We start from the raw sequence: 16,855 nt of genomic DNA on the forward strand, positions 1-16,855 counted from the left end.
TCATCCGCTTGCGATGTCCCTGATTTGGGATATTGTCCCATATATGGAAACAGCTTCACACCACTTCAAAGCCTTGGCCGACCATCTTCGTCTGCTTCGCGCAGATCGTGGACTTACCCTTCAGGAGCTCGCGGCAAGCAGCGGGGTCAGTCGGGCGACGTTGTCTCGGATTGAGAATGGCGAAGTCAGCCCCACAGCGGAAACGCTTGGTCGTCTGGCATCGGCTTTCGCGTTGCCGCTTTCCCAGCTTCTGGCACCGCTTGAGCCGGACTTTCCCCCGCTTGTCCGCCACGCCGACCAGAGCATATGGTCGGATCAGGAGAAAGGCTTCACTCGCCGTGCCCTTTCGCCGCCCAGCGGACAACTGAAGCTCGAAATGATCGAGTGCGAGATCGCGCCCAACCAGCGCATCGTCTACGAGCGGCCCGCTTTTCCGGGGCACGAACACCATTTGGTGCTTTTGACGGGTGCGCTTGTTTTGATCGTCGATGGCGTTCGGCGCGACCTGCGTCCCGGCGACTGCCTGCGCTATCGGCTGCGCGGCTCCTCTTCCTTCGAGACCGGCGAACAATCGGCCCGCTACATCATCGCCATGGCTTAAGGAGTCGCCATACATGGAAGCGCAGATCATTGAACTCGACGGTCCCGCCATCGAAAAAAGGTTGGGCGAGCTTTCCAGGGTTCTCGCAGACAGCGTAGCCGATGGAGCGGCTATCAGCTTCATGGCGCCCATGCCCTACGAGGACGCGGCTCGGTTCTGGTCAGGCGATGTTCAGCGTGAGGTCGCCGCAGGACGCAGAGTGCTTTTCGGCGCGGAGCGGGACGGCGAGATCGTCGGAACCGTCCAGCTTCTCACCGCCATGCCGCCCAACCAGCCCCATCGCTGCGAGATCGCCAAGATGGTCGTCCATCCGCAAGCACGCAGGCTCGGCATCGGGCGAGCCCTGATGACTGAAGCGCTGGATCGCGCGCGCGAACTGGGGAAAACCCTCGTAACCCTCGACACGCGAACCGGGGACGCCGCGGAGCCGTTATACGCTTCCGTTGGCTTCGAGGTGGCTGGTGTGATCCCTGACTTCGCCTGGGACCCGGACGGCAAGGCGCTGCACGCGACGACCTACATGTTCAGGCGGATATAGCCGGGTGCCGGCGGGTCTGATTCTTGCCGGCATGAGCGCGGTGATCGGCGGAATGTTGGTTGCCGCGCAAGGTCCGATTGCGCGCGTCTGACGCTGGCCTCAAAGGCGGTGGCGTTCTATCTCGGCAATCGCAATATCCGCCACTTCCAAGAGGGTCGCCCTGGACGCACCGTCCTGCGCCTGCACCGACATGCCCTGGATCATCGCACCGACAAAACGAGCAAGGGCAGCCGCGTTGCTCGCACCCTTCAACTGGCCCTCGGCAACGCCAAGCTCGATGCGCGCTTTCAAGGCATCGAGCGTTTCTCCGCGCAGACTTGAGACATGATGCGCGACGGGCTCGTTTTCCACGGCACAGGTCAGCACAGCCGTCGAGACCATACAACCATGCGGCCGGCCGGGCCGGGTGAATTCCCGCGCGGACTCGCGAAGCACGCGCGCAAGTGCCGACACCACATCGCTCTCTTCAAGGGCGCGCGCCGTCGAAGCGCCGATATGAGCCTGATACCAGGCCAACGCCTCACGATAAAGATCGGCCTTCGACGTGAAGGCGGCATAGAGGCTTTGCGGCGTAATCCCCATCGCCGCGGTGAGATCCGAAATGGACGCGCCTTCATAGCCGAGCCGCCAGAACGTCTCGGCGGCCTTCTCCAGCACCTCGTCGCGGTCAAAGGCGCGCGGCCGTCCGCGCGGCCGGGAAACGGTCTTGTTATTTTCCACAGTGATCACTCTAGAAATATCGCCCCGAACGGGTTATTCGGGAATGGTCATTGTGATTATAAAGGACCGCACAGCATGAGTCTCCCTGATTTTTCCAATGCGCCTGCCCGCGTCGACGCCGTGATTGACAAGGCGCTCGCCGGCAAGCGCCTCGTCGGGGCGGTGGTGCTCGTCGCCCGTGGCGGCGAGATCATCCATCGCCGCGCTGCCGGCCATTCGAATCGCGAAGCCCGGACACCGATGCGCGAAGATGCGATCTTCCGGCTTGCCTCCGTCACCAAGCCCATCGTGACCGCGGCCGCCATTCGGCTCGTGGAAGAAGGTCGGCTGGACCTCCATGCGCCGGTGACGAGATGGCTGCCGGATTTTCGACCCGCGCTGCTCGACGGCACGAGGCCGCGGATCACCATCCATCATCTGCTGACCCATATGTCCGGCCTCGGCTACGGCTTTCTCGAGCCGTCCGATGGGCCTTATCACAGGCTGAACGTTTCGGACGGCCTCCACCAGCCGGGCCTGTCGCTGCAGGCGAACCTGTCGCGTCTTGGCGCCGCACCGCTGGCATTCGCGCCCGGTGCGGGCTGGCGCTATTCCCTCGGCCTCGATGTGCTTGGGGGCATATTGGAGAGGCTGGAGAACCGAAGCCTCGCGGACATCGTTCGCGACAAGGTGACGGCCCCGCTTGGCCTCGTAGACATGGATTTTACCGTCAGGGATAGCGCGCGGCTGGCCGAAGCCTATGCGGACGGCAACCCCGAGCCGGTACGGATGACCGATGGGACACAAGTGCCGATTTTTGGCGCGACCGCATCCTTCGCTCCCTCTCGTATCCTCGACGCAAGGTCCTACCCATCCGGCGGCGCGGGCATGGCGGGAACGGCGGGCGACGTTCTGGGCTTTCTGGAAGCGATCCGCGGGGGCGGCGCGCCGATCCTCGATCCAAGGACGGTCGAGACAATGGCCGCCGACCATGTCGGCATCCAAGCCGAGACGCAGGGTCCCGGTTGGGGTTTCGGTTACGGATGGGCCGTGCTCGCGGATCCTGCGCCGACCGGCACGCCGCAGGCGCCCGGCACGCTGCAGTGGGGCGGCGCCTACGGCCATAGCTGGTTCATCGACCGTGCGAATGGTCTTTGCGTCGTCGCGCTCACCAACACCGCTTTCGAAGGCATGTCCGGCGCGTTTCCGACGGAGATCAGGAACGCGGTTTATGGATGACGCGGCCGATGGCGACTGCATCTGCTCGTCCTGTTCACCGCCGGCGTGTCCGGCGGCCTACATCGTAAGAATTGCTCAACAGCTCGATGGCGCCGGCGTCGGGCGCGACGGCGCCGGTCCATGCGTAGCCGGGTGGACCTCAAGCGCGGTCAAGTTGTGTTAAGCTGGGTAAAATCCTTGCCCGAGGGCACGTCCCTCGATTCCCAGGCCGGAATGCGCCCATCGGGCGGCATGCTCACGCAAGCAAGATTGCGCGTGGATTCGGCGCCGGTGCTCGCCGCGCAGACGGTCCGCATTGTACCGACCTCGACGCAGGTCGGCAGTCGTGGCTTCGATCCCAACGACCTGGCGCTGGTGACCAACGCGATCGACCGGGCGCTCTGCACTGACCTTGCCGACCGCTTCAAGGTCGTGGCCACGAGCCAGCCGGCGGACCTCATCGTCCAAGCGACGGTTACCAACATCGTTGCGACGAACCGTACGGCGGCGGCGGGTTCCGTCGTTGCGTCGCTCGGCGGCGCGGTGGCGGGGCTTGGGGTCCCAATCCCGCGCCTTCCGATCGGCCTTGGCGGCCTGGCCATCGAGGCAGAAGCGGTCGACAAGGATGGTTCGCAGAGGGCAGCCATGCTCTGGTCGCGCGGTGCCAACATGATCATGACAAGGGCGAGGGTGTCCGCTGTCGGCGACGCATACTCGCTCTCCTCGGCCTTCGCCTCGGACTTCAGCCGCATGGTGGTCACGGGCAAGGACCCGTTCAAGGGAATGCCGGCGATACCATCGATGCAAAGGCTGCGGGCCTCGCTGGGCGGCAATCCGAAATACGACGCCTGCAAGGCGTTCGGAACGGCCCCGGGAATTCCGGGGATCGTCGCCGCCCGGTTTGGCCTGCCGCCCGCCTGGACCGACAAGGGCGCGGTGGTTTCCCGATAGATGCCGCGGAAAGCGGCGCTCTGCTGCCTCGGAGCAAGCAGGGGGCTATTGACGGTGTCGACCTCACCGTAGCCGCTCAGACACATGCGTGCCGCTCGACGAACTGTTCTGACTCAGGATGGCGGCTCTCTCGTCAGGCGCGCAAAAAACGATTTGTCATCCGCCTTGGTGTGACAGATCGACTCTCGTGCGGCTTCCGACGGAGACGCCCGATCCAGATACCTGACGATATAAATGAGGTTAGTGGCGCGCCCGAAGAGATTCGAACTCCTGACCCCCAGATTCGTAGTCTGGTGCTCTATCCAGCTGAGCTACGGGCGCGCATCAGGCCATGTTTTCGACGGCCCCGCAATCCGATCCCTGGGACCGGCCGCGATGTGTGCAGTTCCCTAACGACTGAATTTGGGAAAAGCAAGTCGATCCGGCAAAAGTTTTGCCGTGAATGTGTCATCCGATCACGACAGCCCGGATCCCAAGGCTTTGGCGCTGCCAGAGCCTCGTTTCAGGCCGAGATGGGAAAGTCGCGAAAGGTCAGGCCTGTAGGCAGGGAGCTTCGGGAAAAACAGCGCCGAATCCGTCACGCCGGGCGGCGCAGGCTGCCGCGGGCCTGGTCGAGCCGCACCGGCTGGTCGGGGATGGTGACGGCGAAAGTGGTGCGCCCGCCAATCGATTCGACCAGTTCCACCGTACCGCCATGCGCCCGGATCAGTTCATGCGCGATCGCCAGGCCAAGGCCGGTGCCGCCGCTGCGCGCCGAGCCGCGGAACGCCGCGAACAGGTTTTCGCGCGCCTTCGGCGGCAGGCCGGGGCCGGTATCGGTGACGGCGATGCGGCTGACGCTGCCCATGCGCTCGGCCGAGACCGCCAGCCGCCGCACCACGGCGCTCTCGGTGTCGGCCGCCATCGCCTGCACCGAGTTGCGGCATAGATTGGTGAGCACCCGGAACAGTTGGTCGGAATCGGCGTCCACCTCGAAAGCCGCCTCGACGGCGTTGATGAACTCGATGCCTTCCTCGATGTCGAGCAGGCCGTGCACGTCCTCGACCAGCTGGCGCAGCCGCACCCGGCGGCGCGAAGGCGGCGGCTCCTGCGTGCGGCCATAGTGAAGCACGCCTTCCGAATAAGAGACGGCACGGTCGAGCGCGCGCAAAAGCTTCGGCGCGAAGGCCTGTACGGTCGGATCCCGGACCTGGCGCAGTCGGTCCGACATCAGCTGTGCCGAGGCCAGGATGTTGCGCATGTCATGGTTGATCTTCGAAACCGCCAGGCCGAGATCGGCAAGGTGCTTCTGCTCCGACAGCATCTTTTGCAGCCGTTCCTGCATCTGCGACAGCTCGCGTTCGGCAACGCCGATCTCGTCGGAGCGGGCGGCGGGATGGATGATGCGCCCGGGGTCGTCGGGCGCTTCGGAGAAGGACAGCATCGAGCGCGTCATGGTGCGGATCGGGCCGATCATGATCAGGTCGATCGCGGCATAGACCAGCATGGCGGTGAACAGCGAGATCAGCAGCGAGACGAAGGCGACGTTGCGCGAATAGATGAGCATGGCCTTGCGCAGAGAGTAGTCCGGCATGATCAGCTCGAACTCCTTGTCGCTGTCGCCGACCGGTCCGAAGACGCGCAGCATCCGGTTGCCGCCGAAGAACAGCGTGTCGAGCGCGCCGGTCATGCCCTTGATCATGCCGACGCTGGCGAGGTCGATGTGCTCGTCGACCTGCGGCGGCATGTCCGCCACCACCAGCAGCCGCGAGACGCCGCCGTCGCGCACCGCGATCGCCTTGGCGCCGATCGCCATCAGGACGTCATTCTGGGCCGTGCGCGATAGCGAGGTCGACTCGCCCTGCACCAGTACGATCGACACCGCAGCCGCCGTGCTCAGCCGTTCCTTGAGCCAGCTCAGCCGGTAGCTGGCGATCCAGGGCAGGAAGATGAGCACTTCGGCCAGGAGCACGAAAACGATGGTCAGCAGCAGCAGTTTCGTCGACAGACCGCGCGACAGGGGTACCGTGCGGACGGCGGCGGGCGCCGTTCCGTTCCCTTCCCCCGCTTGGCTGGTTTCGCTCATGCGACTCTGTCTTCACGAACACTTGATCGGCCAAGATTAGGCGATAACGGCTTTTTTGCCAATTTCATCCTTTGGCCGGAACATTAAATTACCGTCATGAAGCCCGCGTCCATGCCGCGCCGACGCCGGATTGACTTCCAAAACCCTTCTTTCTATAAGCCCGCTCACGCTCGGGCCACTCGTCCCGGCGCGGTTTCGATCGCGCCAAAGCCGGCCCGGCAAAGCTCCTGTTACAGAGTGACAGAATCAAGAAGGGCCGCACCCCGCGGTATTAAAACAAATGAAGCGTACCTACCAACCGTCCAAACTCGTCCGCAAACGCCGGCACGGTTTCCGTGCCCGCATGGCCACCAAGGGTGGCCGTGGCGTCGTCGCAGCTCGCCGCAACCGCGGCCGCAAGCGGCTCAGCGCCTAAGCGAGACGATATCGTTGCCCGCAACCGGCAAGCCAGTGGGGCAAGATCCCAAGCGGCTTCTGAAACGCGCGGAATTCCTGGCCGTCCGTCGTGGTGAAAAGCGACGCGGACGGTTTTTCCTCGTCGAGGTCCTCGACCGCGGCGATGGCGGGGTGCCGCGCGTCGGCTACACCGTCACCAAGAAGGTCGGCAACGCTGTTGTGCGCAACCGCGTCAGGCGGCGGCTTAAAGAGGCCGTCCGCGTCCATGCCGCAGATGACATGGTGCCCGGCAATGATTATGTCATCGTCGGGCGCGATGATGCGCTGCGCGCCCCCTTCGGCCAATTGAAGGCCGAACTCTCCCGCCGACTTCGCGGAACACGATAGGCCAAGGGCTCTCGATGGAAAACAACCGGAACTTCTTCATCACCATCGCGCTGTCGGTGCTGATCCTGACTTTGTGGCAGGTTTTCTACATGAACCCGCGCGTCGAGCAGCAGCGCGAGGCCGCCAAGATCGAGCAGCAGCGGGTGGAAGAGCAGAAGAAGGCGGCCGAAGCGGCCAATCCGGGTGCTGGAACACCGGCTCCGGCGCCAGGCGCCATTCCCAACGCGCCCGGCGGTGGCACCGTCACCGCGGCCAGCCGCGATCAGGCGCTGGCCGCTTCCAAGCGCGTCAAGATCGACACGCCGAGCCTCGAGGGCTCGATCAACCTGACCGGCGCACGCCTCGACGATCTCAAGCTCAAGCACTACACCGAGACCGTCGACAAGAATTCGCCCGAGATCGAACTGCTGAACCCGCAGGCGCTGCCGACCGGCTATTTCGCCGAAATCGGCTTCGTCGGCAACGACAAGACCGGCACGGTGCCGGGTGCCGAAACGGTGTGGAGCGTCGACGGCAATCCGACGCTGAGCCCGTCGACGCCGGTGACGCTCACCTACACCAACGACAAGGGCCTGACCTTCAAGCGCATCTTCTCGGTCGATGCCAACTACATGTTCACGGTCACGGACACGGTGCAGAATTCCGGCACGAGCGCGGTTTCGCTGTTCAATTACGGCCGCGTCACCCGTTACGACAAGCCGGCCGTTGCCAGCACGTATGTGCTGCATGAAGGTCTGATCGGCGTTACCGGTACAGAGGGCCTGGCCGAGTACAAATACGCCAAGATCGAATCCGACAAGCAGATTACGCCCGGCAAGTCGACCGATGGTTGGCTCGGCATCACCGACAAATACTGGGCCGTCACGCTGGTGCCGACCGAAAAGCAGCCTTTCCAGCCGCGCTACGCCTTTTTCGAGGATGGCCGCCACCGCTACCAGTCCGACTTCCTGACCGACGCGATCAATGTCGATGCCGGCCAGTCCGCGACGGTCGAGACCGAGATCTTCGCCGGCGCCAAGGAAGTCGCAAAGATCAATGCCTACGAGGCGGACCGTCATATTCGCCAGTTCAATCTGGTGATCGACTGGGGCTGGTTCTATTTCATCACCAAGCCGATGTTCTGGCTGATCGACACGCTTTACAAATTCTTCGGCAATTTCGGCCTGGCGATCCTCGCCACCACCGTCATCGTCAAGGCCATCTTCTTCCCGCTCGCCAACAAGTCCTACGCGTCGATGGCGAACATGAAGAAGGTGCAGCCCAAGATGCTGGAGATCCGCGAGAAGTACGCGGACGACAAGATGAAGCAGCAGCAGGCGATGATGGAGCTGTACAAGACCGAGAAGATCAATCCGCTTGCCGGCTGCTGGCCGGTGGCGCTGCAGATCCCGGTCTTCTTCTCGCTCTACAAGGTGCTCTACATCACCATCGAGATGCGCCACGCGCCGTTCTTCGGCTGGATCCAGGATCTGGCCGCGCCCGACCCGACCTCGATCTTCAACCTGTTCGGCCTGGTTCCGATCACGCTGCCGCACATGCTGATGATCGGTGTCTGGCCGCTGATCATGGGCGTCACCATGTTCCTGCAGATGCGCATGAACCCGACGCCGCCGGATCCGACGCAGGCCGCGATCTTCACCTGGATGCCTGTTATCTTCACCTTCATGATGGCGGGTTTCCCGGCCGGCCTGGTCATCTACTGGGCCTGGAACAACACGCTGTCGATCCTCCAGCAGGGCGTGATCATGAAGCGCCAGGGCGCCAAGATCGAGCTATGGGACAATCTGACGGCCCTGTTCAAAAAGAAACCGTCACCGGCGGAATAGAAACTCCCTCTCTCGAAAAAGCCCGGCTCGTCCGGGCTTTTTCTTTGCGCGAGTATTCGTTCACGTTCCCGTGATCGGCGAAACTGCAAGCGGTCGCGGGGCGTGACTGCGTGTGCATTTCCAAAGGCTATCAATTCCGATCAGCCCTCACCCGGAGGAAGACCACATGCGCTTGCCGTCATTCAGGATCATCGCCATTTCCGCCCTCGTCGCCGGCGTGGCGATTGCCGCCCCCGCCTACGCCAAGAACCCTGTTGTCGGTGGTGCGCCGATGTACACCACCAAGAACATTGTCGAGAACGCCGTCAATTCGAAGGACCACACGACGCTGGTCGCCGCCGTCAAGGCGGCCGGCCTGGTCGACACGCTGCAGGGCGCCGGTCCGTTCACCGTCTTCGCGCCGACCAACGAGGCCTTCGCGGCGCTGCCGGCCGGCACGGTCGACACGCTGCTCAAGCCCGAGAACAAGGACAAGCTCACCAAGGTGCTGACCGCGCATGTCGTGGCCGGCAAGATTTCAGGCGCCGAGATGATGAAGCAGGCCAAGGCGATGGGCGGCAAATACGAGATGAAGACCGTCTCCGGCGACACGCTCACCGCCGAGGTCAAGAAGGGCAAGCTCTACATCATGGACGAGTCCGGCGGCGAGGCGAAGGTGACCATCGCCGACGTCAACCAGTCGAACGGCGTCATCCATGTCGTCAACAAGGTGCTGTTGCCGAAGTAACGGCTTCCGGCGAAAGGGGGCAGTGGCAGGTCGTTGGGGCTTTCTCGGTCTGCCATCCCCGCCTCATGACGAGGTGCCATGTTTCTTGGGGAAGTCGTTATCGGCGAGGCCGGGGTCCTGGAGTCCCTCACAGGGCCCCGGTTTCTTTTTGCGTATCGTGAAGATGGCTGGACTTCAGCGATCGAACTTCGACCGCTTCCAGCGCATCACTCCATCACGGCGCTATGGTCGACCTTGGCCGGTGCGCCTGGCTTGCGCAGCAAGAGCACGAGCGGGATGGCGGCCAGCGACAGGATCATCATCAGCTTGAAGTCGTTCATGTAGCTGATGATTGTCGCCTGTAGCGTCACCACGCCGTCAAGTGCCGCGCGACCGGCGGCGGTGTAGGGGTTCATCGCCTGCGCGATCGCCGGATTGCTGAATGCCTGGTTGAAGGGCGTCACATAGGTGGCGATGTTGGCATGGTTGATCTGCACGTTCTGCGTCAGCAGTGCGGTGACCACCGAGATGCCGACGCTGGAGCCGATGTTGCGCGAGATTGTAGAGCCCGGTGCCTTCCGCCCGCCGTTCCGGCGCCAGCGTGGCGAAGGTGATGGTCGTCAGCGGCACGAAGAGGAAGCCGAGCCCCGCGCCCTGGACGAAGCCGGTGCTGATGATGGTCCATTGCGAGACGTCGGGCGTCCACCCGGTCATGTCGTACATCGCCCAGGCGGTGATCAGCAGGCCGATCAGCAGCAGCCAGCGAGTGTCCACCTTGCCGATCAGCCTGCCGACCAGGAACATGCACGCCATCGTGCCGAGCCCGCGCGGGCCCATGACGATGCCGGCCGTCACCACCGGATAACCCATCAGCGTCTGCAGATAGGGCGTCATCAGCGCCAGCGAGGCGAGATAGGTGACGCCTATGATGAAGATGAAGATCATGCCGACGGCGAAATTCCGGTCCAGGAAAAGCCGAGGGTTCACGAAGGTGTTCCTGGCGGTGAAGGTATGGACAAGGAAGATGTAGAAGGCCGACGCGCAGATCAGCGCCTCGACGATGATCTCGGATGAGGAGAACCAGTTGAGCTGCTCGCCGCGGTCGAGAAACATCTGCAGCGCCGCGATGGTAATGCTGAGCATGCCGAAACCCAGCCAGTCGAGCCTGGCCTTGATGTCCAGCTTGGTTTCCAGCACGAACAGGGACACGCCGGCGAAAGCCAGCGCGCCGATCGGCACGTTGATGTAGAACACCCAGCGCCAGGAGACGTTCTCGGTCAGCCAGCCGCCGATGACCGGACCCAGCACCGGACCGACCATCACCGACACGCCAAACAGCGCCATGGCCGAGCCGCGCTCCTCCACGCTGTAGATGTCGAGCAGGATGCTCTGCGACAGCGGCACCAGGGCGGCGCCGAACAGGCCCTGCAGCAGGCGGAAGCCGACGATCTGCGGCAGCGACTGCGCGAAGCCGCACAGCACCGAGGCGACGACGAAACCGGTGATCGAGGTCAACAGGATGCGCTTGCGGCCGAAACGATTGGCAAGATAGCCCGAAGGCGGCGTCATCACCGCCGCCGCGACGATATAGGAGGTCAGCACCCAGTTGATCTGGTCGGCACTGGCCGAAACGCTGCCCTGTATGTAGGGCAGCGCCACATTGGCGATGGTCGTGTCCAGCGCCTGCATGATGACGGCCAGGATGACGCAAGCCGTGATGGCGCCGCGATTGGCGACCACCGGTGTGGCACCTGCCGCGGTCGCGCCGGTCATGACTTCTGTCCGAACCGGTCGATGAGGTTGGTGACGAAGTCCGGCAGGCCGCGCGCATGGCCGGTCTCGACATCGACCACCACACTCATGCCGCCGCGCAGCGGCGGTCTGCCCTTGGTATCGTCGACCGTCACACGCATCGGGATGCGCTGCACGACCTTGACCCAGTTGCCGGTGGTGTTCTGCGCCGGCAGCAGCGAGAAGCTCGACGACGAGGCCGGGCTGATCGAGGCGACCGTGCCGTGCCAGACGGCGCCCGGATAGGTGTCGACGCTGATCGTCGCCGTCTGTCCCGGCCGCACATAGGTCAACTCGGTTTCCTTCGGCTCCGCCTCGATCCACAGATCCGTCGACGACACCAGGCTGAAGGCCGGCTGCGAAGCCGGCAGATATTTGCCGACCTGAAGCGCGTCGACATTGGTGACGACACCGTCGAACGGCGCCTTGACGACGGAATCGGCGAGGTTGCGCTGCGCATCGTCAACGCCCGACTGGGCCTGCAGGTAGAACGGGTTCTTCTCCACCGGCTGGTTGGCATCGCCGCCCAGTTGGGCAAGTGTGGCCTGTGCCTGCGCCTTGGCGACATCCACTTTCTGGCGCGCCGCGACGAGGTCGTGCTGGGCGCTGTCGAAAGACGCCTTGGAGGCGGTGGAGGTCTTGAGCAGGTCCTGCTGCCGCTGGAAGGCGGCCTCGTAATAGGGAATGTCGGCTTGCGCCTGTTCGATCTGCGCCAGAGACTGCCGGTAGCTCGCCTGCAGGGTCAGCACCTGGTTGCGCACCGTCCCGAGCTGGGCCTGGGCGGCGGCAAGAGCGGTTTCGAAGGAGGCTAGCCGCAGGCGGAACAGCACGTCGCCCTTCTTCACCGCCTGGTTCTCGTGCACGTCTATCTCCTGCACGGTGCCGGAGACGTCGGTGGACACGCCGAGCGACTGCGCCTGGATGTAGGCATTGTCGGTCGTCATCACCTGGCCGCCGGTCACGTAATAATAGCCGCCGACGGCGAGCGCGACGGGCAGCAAGGCAAACAGCACCGGCCGCTTCAGGCTGCGCTTCGGCTTGGCCGGGGCGGGAGGGGCAAGGGCGGCAGGCGCCTGTTGCGGCTGCGGCTCCCTGGCCGGTGCCTCGAGTGCCGCCGGCGCTAGCGCGACCGGCGCTTCCAGCTCGTCATTGTCGATGACGGCATTGGCGCGCCTCTGTTCGCGCTCGCTGTCCAGACGGATGACCTGGTCGACGGTGCGATCCGTGGCCGGGTCGTTCCCGGCAGGCTTCTTGGAGGATGTCGATTCAGCCATGGACTTTCTCCCGGTCGCCGGCTGGCTGGGTGCGAGCCGCGAGCAGATTGGATTTGATAAGGCTTGGGGTTTGCAGCCGGGGCTGCCGTGTTTCAGGCGAAGGGCCGGCGAAGGCCTCGTCTCGCGTTCTCCGGCAGTTGCCGCGCATGTTCTCGAGCAGCCGGCGGACAAGCAGGGCCAGGTAAGGCAGCCAGGCCGGCACCTTCGATTGGGCTCGGCTCAGCCCCGACACCCGCCAACGCTGTCCGAACCGCGTTCGAAGCAGGCGCGCGACGTTGTGCAGCACGAAGCTGATATGGGGCGAGGAGGACATGGGAAGAGATCAGGGTCTACGGACAAGTTTTCGTGAGCATGCTTATTATCATCATGCACATAATCCCGCTGGACGGCGCGTGCAAGACGGACTAAGCCGCGCTGACCAAAAATCGCATGGGCCACGACACGGAAGAGGCGCCCCGGCGGTGCGAATTTTCCGCCAAGGATTTCGACGATGAACTGGATCAGGATCGCAGCCGTGACTGCCCTCGTCGGGTGTCCCGGCATCGCGGTTGCAAAGGAAGCGGTGAGCTGCGGCGGTGCCGCGATGCTGGGTGGCGCGCAGCTGAACTGCAGCCACGTCGAACCCGCAGCACCGCCGCAATTCTGCACGTTTAGCTGGGCTCTCCACACGATGGCAGGCGATCAGAAGGTCGTCGAAGGCACCTTCCTGCTGCCGCGGGGTGCGGCCAACGTTGCCGTCTACCAGGGCAGCGGTTTCGACAGCGCGCTGTCCAATCCGATCGTGATCTGCCGCGGCAACAAATGAGCCTGGCGCTCACGGAAGACTCGCTCCGCGCCCGATTGGTGCTATAGGGCGGATCACGTTATTTTGACCCAGGCCCTCCGGTTCGGATGCGCCTGTCTGCCAATTCCCGGACGAACCGACATGGACGGACCTAACCCCCACATCAAGCACCCGATCCCGATGCACACGCGCGTCGGCTTCCTGAAGCCTCTGGTAACGGAGCCGAACATCGAGATCGGCGACTTCACCTATTATGACGACCCGGACGGACCGGACAAATTCGCGCAGAAATGCGTGCTGCACCACTATCCCTTCATCGGCGACAAGCTCATCATTGGCAAGTTCTGCGCCATCGCCGAAGGCGCGCGCTTCATCATGAACGGCGCCAACCACGCAATGTCCGGCTTTTCCACCTATCCGTTCAACATTTTCGGCCATGGCTGGGAAAAGGGCTTTGACCCGGCGACATGGTCGAAGGAGGTGCGCGGCGACACGGTGGTCGGCAGCGATGTCTGGATCGGCATGGAGGCGGTGATCCTGCCCGGCGTGGAAATCGGCCATGGCGCCATCATCGCCGCCAAATCCGTGGTGACGCACGATGTGCCGCCCTATGCCATTGTCGCCGGCAACGCCGCCAAGGTGGTGAAGATGCGTTTCGACGACAGGACGATCAGGCGGCTGCTGGCACTGGCATGGTGGCATTGGCCGGTGGACAAGATCAGCCGCAACCTCGATGCCATCAGGGGCGCCGATATCTCTCTTCTGGAGGCAGCAGCTTGAACGCTCTGAACAGCACTGTGATCACCACCGACCTGTTCACGCGCGGGTGGATTTTCATCCGCGGCGTGCCGGCCATGAAGTTCCTGCCGCCGGAAGGGCCGCCGGAAATCGCCTTTGCCGGCCGCTCCAATGTCGGCAAATCGTCGCTGATCAACGCGCTGGTCAACCAGAAAGGGCTGGCGCGCACCTCCAACACGCCGGGGCGCACGCAGGAACTCAACTATTTCGTGCCGGACGGATTTTCGGGCGAGGGCGCCGACCTGCCGCCGATGGCGCTGGTCGACATGCCGGGCTACGGCTACGCCACCGCGCCCAAGGAGAAGGTCGACGAGTGGACCAAGCTGGTCTTCGACTATCTCAAGGGCCGGGTGACGCTGAAGCGGGTCTATGTGCTGATCGACGCCCGCCACGGCATCAAGGCCAAGGACGACGAAGTGCTGTCGCTGCTCGACAAGGCGGCGGTGTCCTACCAGATCGTGCTGACCAAGACCGACAAGATCAAGGTCGCCGGCGTGCCGCGGCTGATCGAGGAGACGCTGCAAAAGATCAAGAAGCGGCCGGCGGCGTTTCCGTTCGTCCTGGCGACGTCATCGGAAAAGGGCGAGGGGCTGGAGGAATTGCAGGCCGCGATCGTGCTTGCCGCCAATGGCGGCTAGGGCAATTCCAGGAAAAGTGTGAGCGGTTTTCCCGGGAAAGCGCGGTGCGCTTTCCCCTAGAAATTGCGTCAAAACAATGAGTTGGACTGGTTCGCCGTTTCCATGAAACGGGTGAAACGCTTTAGGCCTTTGCCTCCAGTGCAATCATCTGGTGGCTCTCTTCCTCGGCGAGCTGTTCGGTGCCGTAGCTCTTCAGGAACATGTCAACGCCCGACCTGACGATGTTGTCGATTTCTTCCTGGCTCGGAGCCTTGGTGCGGTACGCGAAGATGCACTGCCGGAAAAGTCCGGCCAGGCACAGTTCGGTGAACTGATAGGCGGCAAGATCGACGTCGTCGATCTTGAGCAGGCCGCGTTCGATGGCAGCATTGAGGAATTTCATGAATTTGTCGTGGCCGCGTTTGGGGCCGCGTTCGTAGAACCGAGCGCCCATGTCGGGGATCCTGTCGGAGGCGCCGATCACCGTGCGCTGCGCCTGGATGACTCTGGCCGAGGTAATCTTCATCGACAGCACCGTGCCGAACTTCACCAGCGTCTGGCGCAAGTCGTCGGCCCGGTCCAGTATGTCGTACATATTCTTGAAGATGGTGCCGCGCTCTTCCTCGATCAGCGCTTCGAACAGCTCTTCCTTGTTGGCGAAGTAGACATAGATCGTGCCCTTCGACACGCCGGCCTCGCGCGTGATGTCGTTCATCGAGGCGGCCTCGAAGCCCTTGTCTATGAAGACTCGGCGGGCGCCATCGATGATCTGGCTGCGCTTGACCGGATCTTGTCCGGCCGCCGGCCGGCCGCGACGCAGGCTTTCCAGCAGGTCGTTGCATTTGTCGGTTTCGACGTCAGGCGTTGTGTCGGCCATAAAAGTCACACCTCGAAAATAATTCGAACCAACCGGTTCGATTGCCTCTTGATATGGTCCTCTTTTCACGCTATGTCAACGGCCAGATCGAACCGAACGGTTCAGTATTATTACTTTAGAGAGATGTCATGTCCTCGAACGCGCCCACCACCGCCGAAGTCCGCCCCTTCCCCAACGCCAAGGTCGCTCCGGCGACCGAAGCACCGGAAATTCCCATCCACCCCGTCGCACCGCCGCCGGCGGCCGAAGCTCCGGCCAAGAAGAAGCGCTCGGTGCGCTCCTTCCTGCTGCCGATCATCGGCCTTGCCCTTCTGAGCGGCGGCGCCTGGTATGGCTACGACTACTGGACCACGGGCCGTTTCATGATCTCGACCGACGATGCCTATGTCCAGGCCGACATGGCGTTCGTTTCGCCCAAGATCTCCGGCTATGTCGATCAGGTCAAGGTCAGCGAGAACCAGCACGTCAAGGCCGGCGACCCGCTGCTCACGATCGACGATGGCGACTACAAGATCGCCGTCGCCCAGGCCGACGCGCAGATCGCCACATTGTCCAAGACGCTCGACCGCATCGACGCGCAGACCAAGGCCGCGCAGGCTTCCCTGCAGCAGGCCCAGGCGCAGAAGGTCGCCGACCAGGCCGCGGCCGACAATGCCGCCCGTGCCCAGCAGCGCGCCGCCCAACTGGTCAAGACGCATGTCGGCACGCAGGCGCAGCTGGACGACGCGCAGACCGCGCTCGACCAGGCCAATGCCGCGCTGGTTGGCGCCGATGCGCAGATCGCCGCGGCACAGGCCAATATAGGCGTGTTCGAGGCGCAGCGCGCCGAGTCGGCGAGCACGCTCGCCTCGCTGCAGCTCGGCCGCGACAAGGCCGCGCGCGACCTGTCCTTCACCGTGCTCAAGGCGCCTTATGACGGCGTCGTCGGCAACCGCTCGGTCGAGCAGGGCGATCTCGTCAGCCCCGGCCAGAAGCTCGCCGTCGTCGTGCCGTTGGACAAGCTCTACATCGTCGCCAACTTCAAGGAGACGCAGCTTGCCCGGCTGGTTCCCGGCGAAAAGGTCAACATCTCGGTCGACGCCATCGACGGCCATCCCATCCAGGGAACCGTCTCGTCGCTCGCTCCGGCGTCTGGCGCGGTCTTCTCGCTGCTGCCGCCGGAAAACGCCACCGGCAACTTCACCAAGGTCGTGCAGCGCGTCCCGGTCCGCATCGACGTGCCGGCCGATGCCCTGAAGACCGGCAAGCTGCGTGCTGGCCTCAGCGTTATCGTCAACGTTGACAGCCGCACCGCGCCCGCCGCGACGACCAACTAAGCGCTTTCGGA

General features: G+C 63.6%; 17 protein-coding genes, 1 tRNA gene and 1 pseudogene. 12 read left to right on the forward strand and 7 right to left on the reverse strand.

Annotated features, from left to right (window positions below):
* Positions 1 to 43: 43 nt before the first annotated feature.
* Together QQK95_RS22675 and QQK95_RS22680 are read left to right on the forward strand one after the other, a co-directional pair.
* Positions 44 to 601 carry a helix-turn-helix domain-containing protein gene (locus QQK95_RS22675; RefSeq protein WP_284276640.1) on the forward strand — a complete coding sequence of 186 codons (558 nt, stop codon included), beginning with the start codon at positions 44 to 46 and terminating at the stop codon, positions 599 to 601.
* A 13-nt stretch (positions 602 to 614) separates the two neighbouring features.
* Entirely contained in the window at positions 615 to 1,139 is a 525-nt protein-coding gene (locus tag QQK95_RS22680) for a GNAT family N-acetyltransferase (RefSeq protein ID WP_284276641.1), read from the forward strand.
* 99 nt (positions 1,140 to 1,238) lie between these two features.
* On the opposite strand, the gene QQK95_RS22685 is transcribed toward QQK95_RS22680, so the two are convergent.
* On the reverse strand, positions 1,239 to 1,868 hold the full coding sequence (locus tag QQK95_RS22685; protein ID WP_284276642.1) for a TetR/AcrR family transcriptional regulator: 630 nt from the start codon (positions 1,866 to 1,868) through the stop codon (positions 1,239 to 1,241).
* A gap of 66 nt (positions 1,869 to 1,934) precedes the next feature.
* Here QQK95_RS22685 and QQK95_RS22690 point away from each other — a divergent pair, with 66 nt between their 5' ends.
* Both QQK95_RS22690 and QQK95_RS22695 read left to right on the forward strand, forming a co-directional pair.
* Positions 1,935 to 3,077 carry a serine hydrolase domain-containing protein gene (locus tag QQK95_RS22690; protein ID WP_284276643.1) on the forward strand — a complete coding sequence of 381 codons (1,143 nt, stop codon included), beginning with the start codon at positions 1,935 to 1,937 and terminating at the stop codon, positions 3,075 to 3,077.
* A 213-nt stretch (positions 3,078 to 3,290) separates the two neighbouring features.
* Entirely contained in the window at positions 3,291 to 4,007 is a 717-nt protein-coding gene (locus QQK95_RS22695) for a DUF3313 domain-containing protein (protein ID WP_409371710.1), read from the forward strand.
* A gap of 244 nt (positions 4,008 to 4,251) precedes the next feature.
* Here QQK95_RS22695 and QQK95_RS22700 read toward each other — a convergent pair.
* Positions 4,252 to 4,328, reverse strand: a tRNA-Arg gene (locus tag QQK95_RS22700).
* 256 nt (positions 4,329 to 4,584) lie between these two features.
* Positions 4,585 to 6,072, reverse strand: a complete 1,488-nt coding sequence (locus QQK95_RS22705; RefSeq protein ID WP_284276645.1) for an ATP-binding protein — start codon at positions 6,070 to 6,072, stop codon at positions 4,585 to 4,587.
* 280 nt (positions 6,073 to 6,352) lie between these two features.
* Here QQK95_RS22705 and rpmH point away from each other — a divergent pair, with 280 nt between their 5' ends.
* The 4 genes from rpmH (at position 6,353) to QQK95_RS22725 (ending at position 9,408) form a co-directional block, all read left to right on the forward strand.
* Complete coding sequence (gene rpmH / locus QQK95_RS22710) at positions 6,353 to 6,487, forward strand: 50S ribosomal protein L34 (RefSeq protein ID WP_008833937.1); 135 nt, start codon at positions 6,353 to 6,355, stop codon at positions 6,485 to 6,487.
* A gap of 14 nt (positions 6,488 to 6,501) precedes the next feature.
* Positions 6,502 to 6,855: a ribonuclease P protein component gene (gene rnpA, locus QQK95_RS22715; RefSeq protein ID WP_095203792.1), complete on the forward strand. Its 354-nt coding sequence runs from the start codon at positions 6,502 to 6,504 to the stop codon at positions 6,853 to 6,855.
* 14 nt (positions 6,856 to 6,869) lie between these two features.
* Complete coding sequence (yidC, locus tag QQK95_RS22720; RefSeq protein ID WP_284276646.1) at positions 6,870 to 8,681, forward strand: membrane protein insertase YidC; 1,812 nt, start codon at positions 6,870 to 6,872, stop codon at positions 8,679 to 8,681.
* Between the two features lie 166 nt (positions 8,682 to 8,847).
* Positions 8,848 to 9,408: a fasciclin domain-containing protein gene (locus QQK95_RS22725; RefSeq protein WP_284276647.1), complete on the forward strand. Its 561-nt coding sequence runs from the start codon at positions 8,848 to 8,850 to the stop codon at positions 9,406 to 9,408.
* 206 nt (positions 9,409 to 9,614) lie between these two features.
* Here the strand turns inward: QQK95_RS22725 and QQK95_RS22730 are convergent.
* The 3 genes and pseudogenes from QQK95_RS22730 to QQK95_RS22740 form a co-directional block, all read right to left on the reverse strand.
* Positions 9,615 to 11,160, reverse strand: a pseudogene (locus tag QQK95_RS22730) (DHA2 family efflux MFS transporter permease subunit).
* Positions 11,157 to 12,452, reverse strand: coding sequence for an HlyD family secretion protein (locus tag QQK95_RS22735; protein ID WP_284276648.1), 1,296 nt, complete (start codon positions 12,450 to 12,452; stop codon positions 11,157 to 11,159). The pseudogene QQK95_RS22730 and the gene QQK95_RS22735 overlap by 4 nt, the downstream one beginning before the upstream one ends.
* Positions 12,445 to 12,765, reverse strand: coding sequence for a hypothetical protein (locus QQK95_RS22740; protein WP_284276649.1), 321 nt, complete (start codon positions 12,763 to 12,765; stop codon positions 12,445 to 12,447). The genes QQK95_RS22735 and QQK95_RS22740 overlap by 8 nt, the downstream gene beginning before the upstream one ends.
* 177 nt (positions 12,766 to 12,942) lie before the next feature.
* Here QQK95_RS22740 and QQK95_RS22745 point away from each other — a divergent pair, with 177 nt between their 5' ends.
* The 3 genes from QQK95_RS22745 (at position 12,943) to yihA (ending at position 14,672) form a co-directional block, all read left to right on the forward strand.
* Positions 12,943 to 13,257, forward strand: a complete 315-nt coding sequence (locus QQK95_RS22745) for a hypothetical protein (protein ID WP_284276650.1) — start codon at positions 12,943 to 12,945, stop codon at positions 13,255 to 13,257.
* A gap of 120 nt (positions 13,258 to 13,377) precedes the next feature.
* Entirely contained in the window at positions 13,378 to 14,016 is a 639-nt protein-coding gene (locus tag QQK95_RS22750; RefSeq protein WP_284276651.1) for a CatB-related O-acetyltransferase, read from the forward strand.
* Positions 14,013 to 14,672, forward strand: coding sequence for a ribosome biogenesis GTP-binding protein YihA/YsxC (gene yihA / locus QQK95_RS22755; RefSeq protein ID WP_019862432.1), 660 nt, complete (start codon positions 14,013 to 14,015; stop codon positions 14,670 to 14,672). The genes QQK95_RS22750 and yihA overlap by 4 nt, the downstream gene beginning before the upstream one ends.
* 121 nt (positions 14,673 to 14,793) lie before the next feature.
* On the opposite strand, the gene QQK95_RS22760 is transcribed toward yihA, so the two are convergent.
* Positions 14,794 to 15,528 carry a TetR/AcrR family transcriptional regulator gene (locus QQK95_RS22760; RefSeq protein WP_284276652.1) on the reverse strand — a complete coding sequence of 245 codons (735 nt, stop codon included), beginning with the start codon at positions 15,526 to 15,528 and terminating at the stop codon, positions 14,794 to 14,796.
* 128 nt (positions 15,529 to 15,656) lie between these two features.
* On the opposite strand from QQK95_RS22760, the gene QQK95_RS22765 reads away from it, so the two are divergent.
* Positions 15,657 to 16,844 carry an HlyD family secretion protein gene (locus QQK95_RS22765; protein WP_284276653.1) on the forward strand — a complete coding sequence of 396 codons (1,188 nt, stop codon included), beginning with the start codon at positions 15,657 to 15,659 and terminating at the stop codon, positions 16,842 to 16,844.
* Positions 16,845 to 16,855: the final 11 nt, after the last annotated feature.

Origin of the sequence: Mesorhizobium huakuii (assembly GCF_030160235.1) — a bacterium.
Taxonomy (GTDB): Bacteria; Pseudomonadota; Alphaproteobacteria; order Rhizobiales; family Rhizobiaceae; genus Mesorhizobium; species Mesorhizobium huakuii.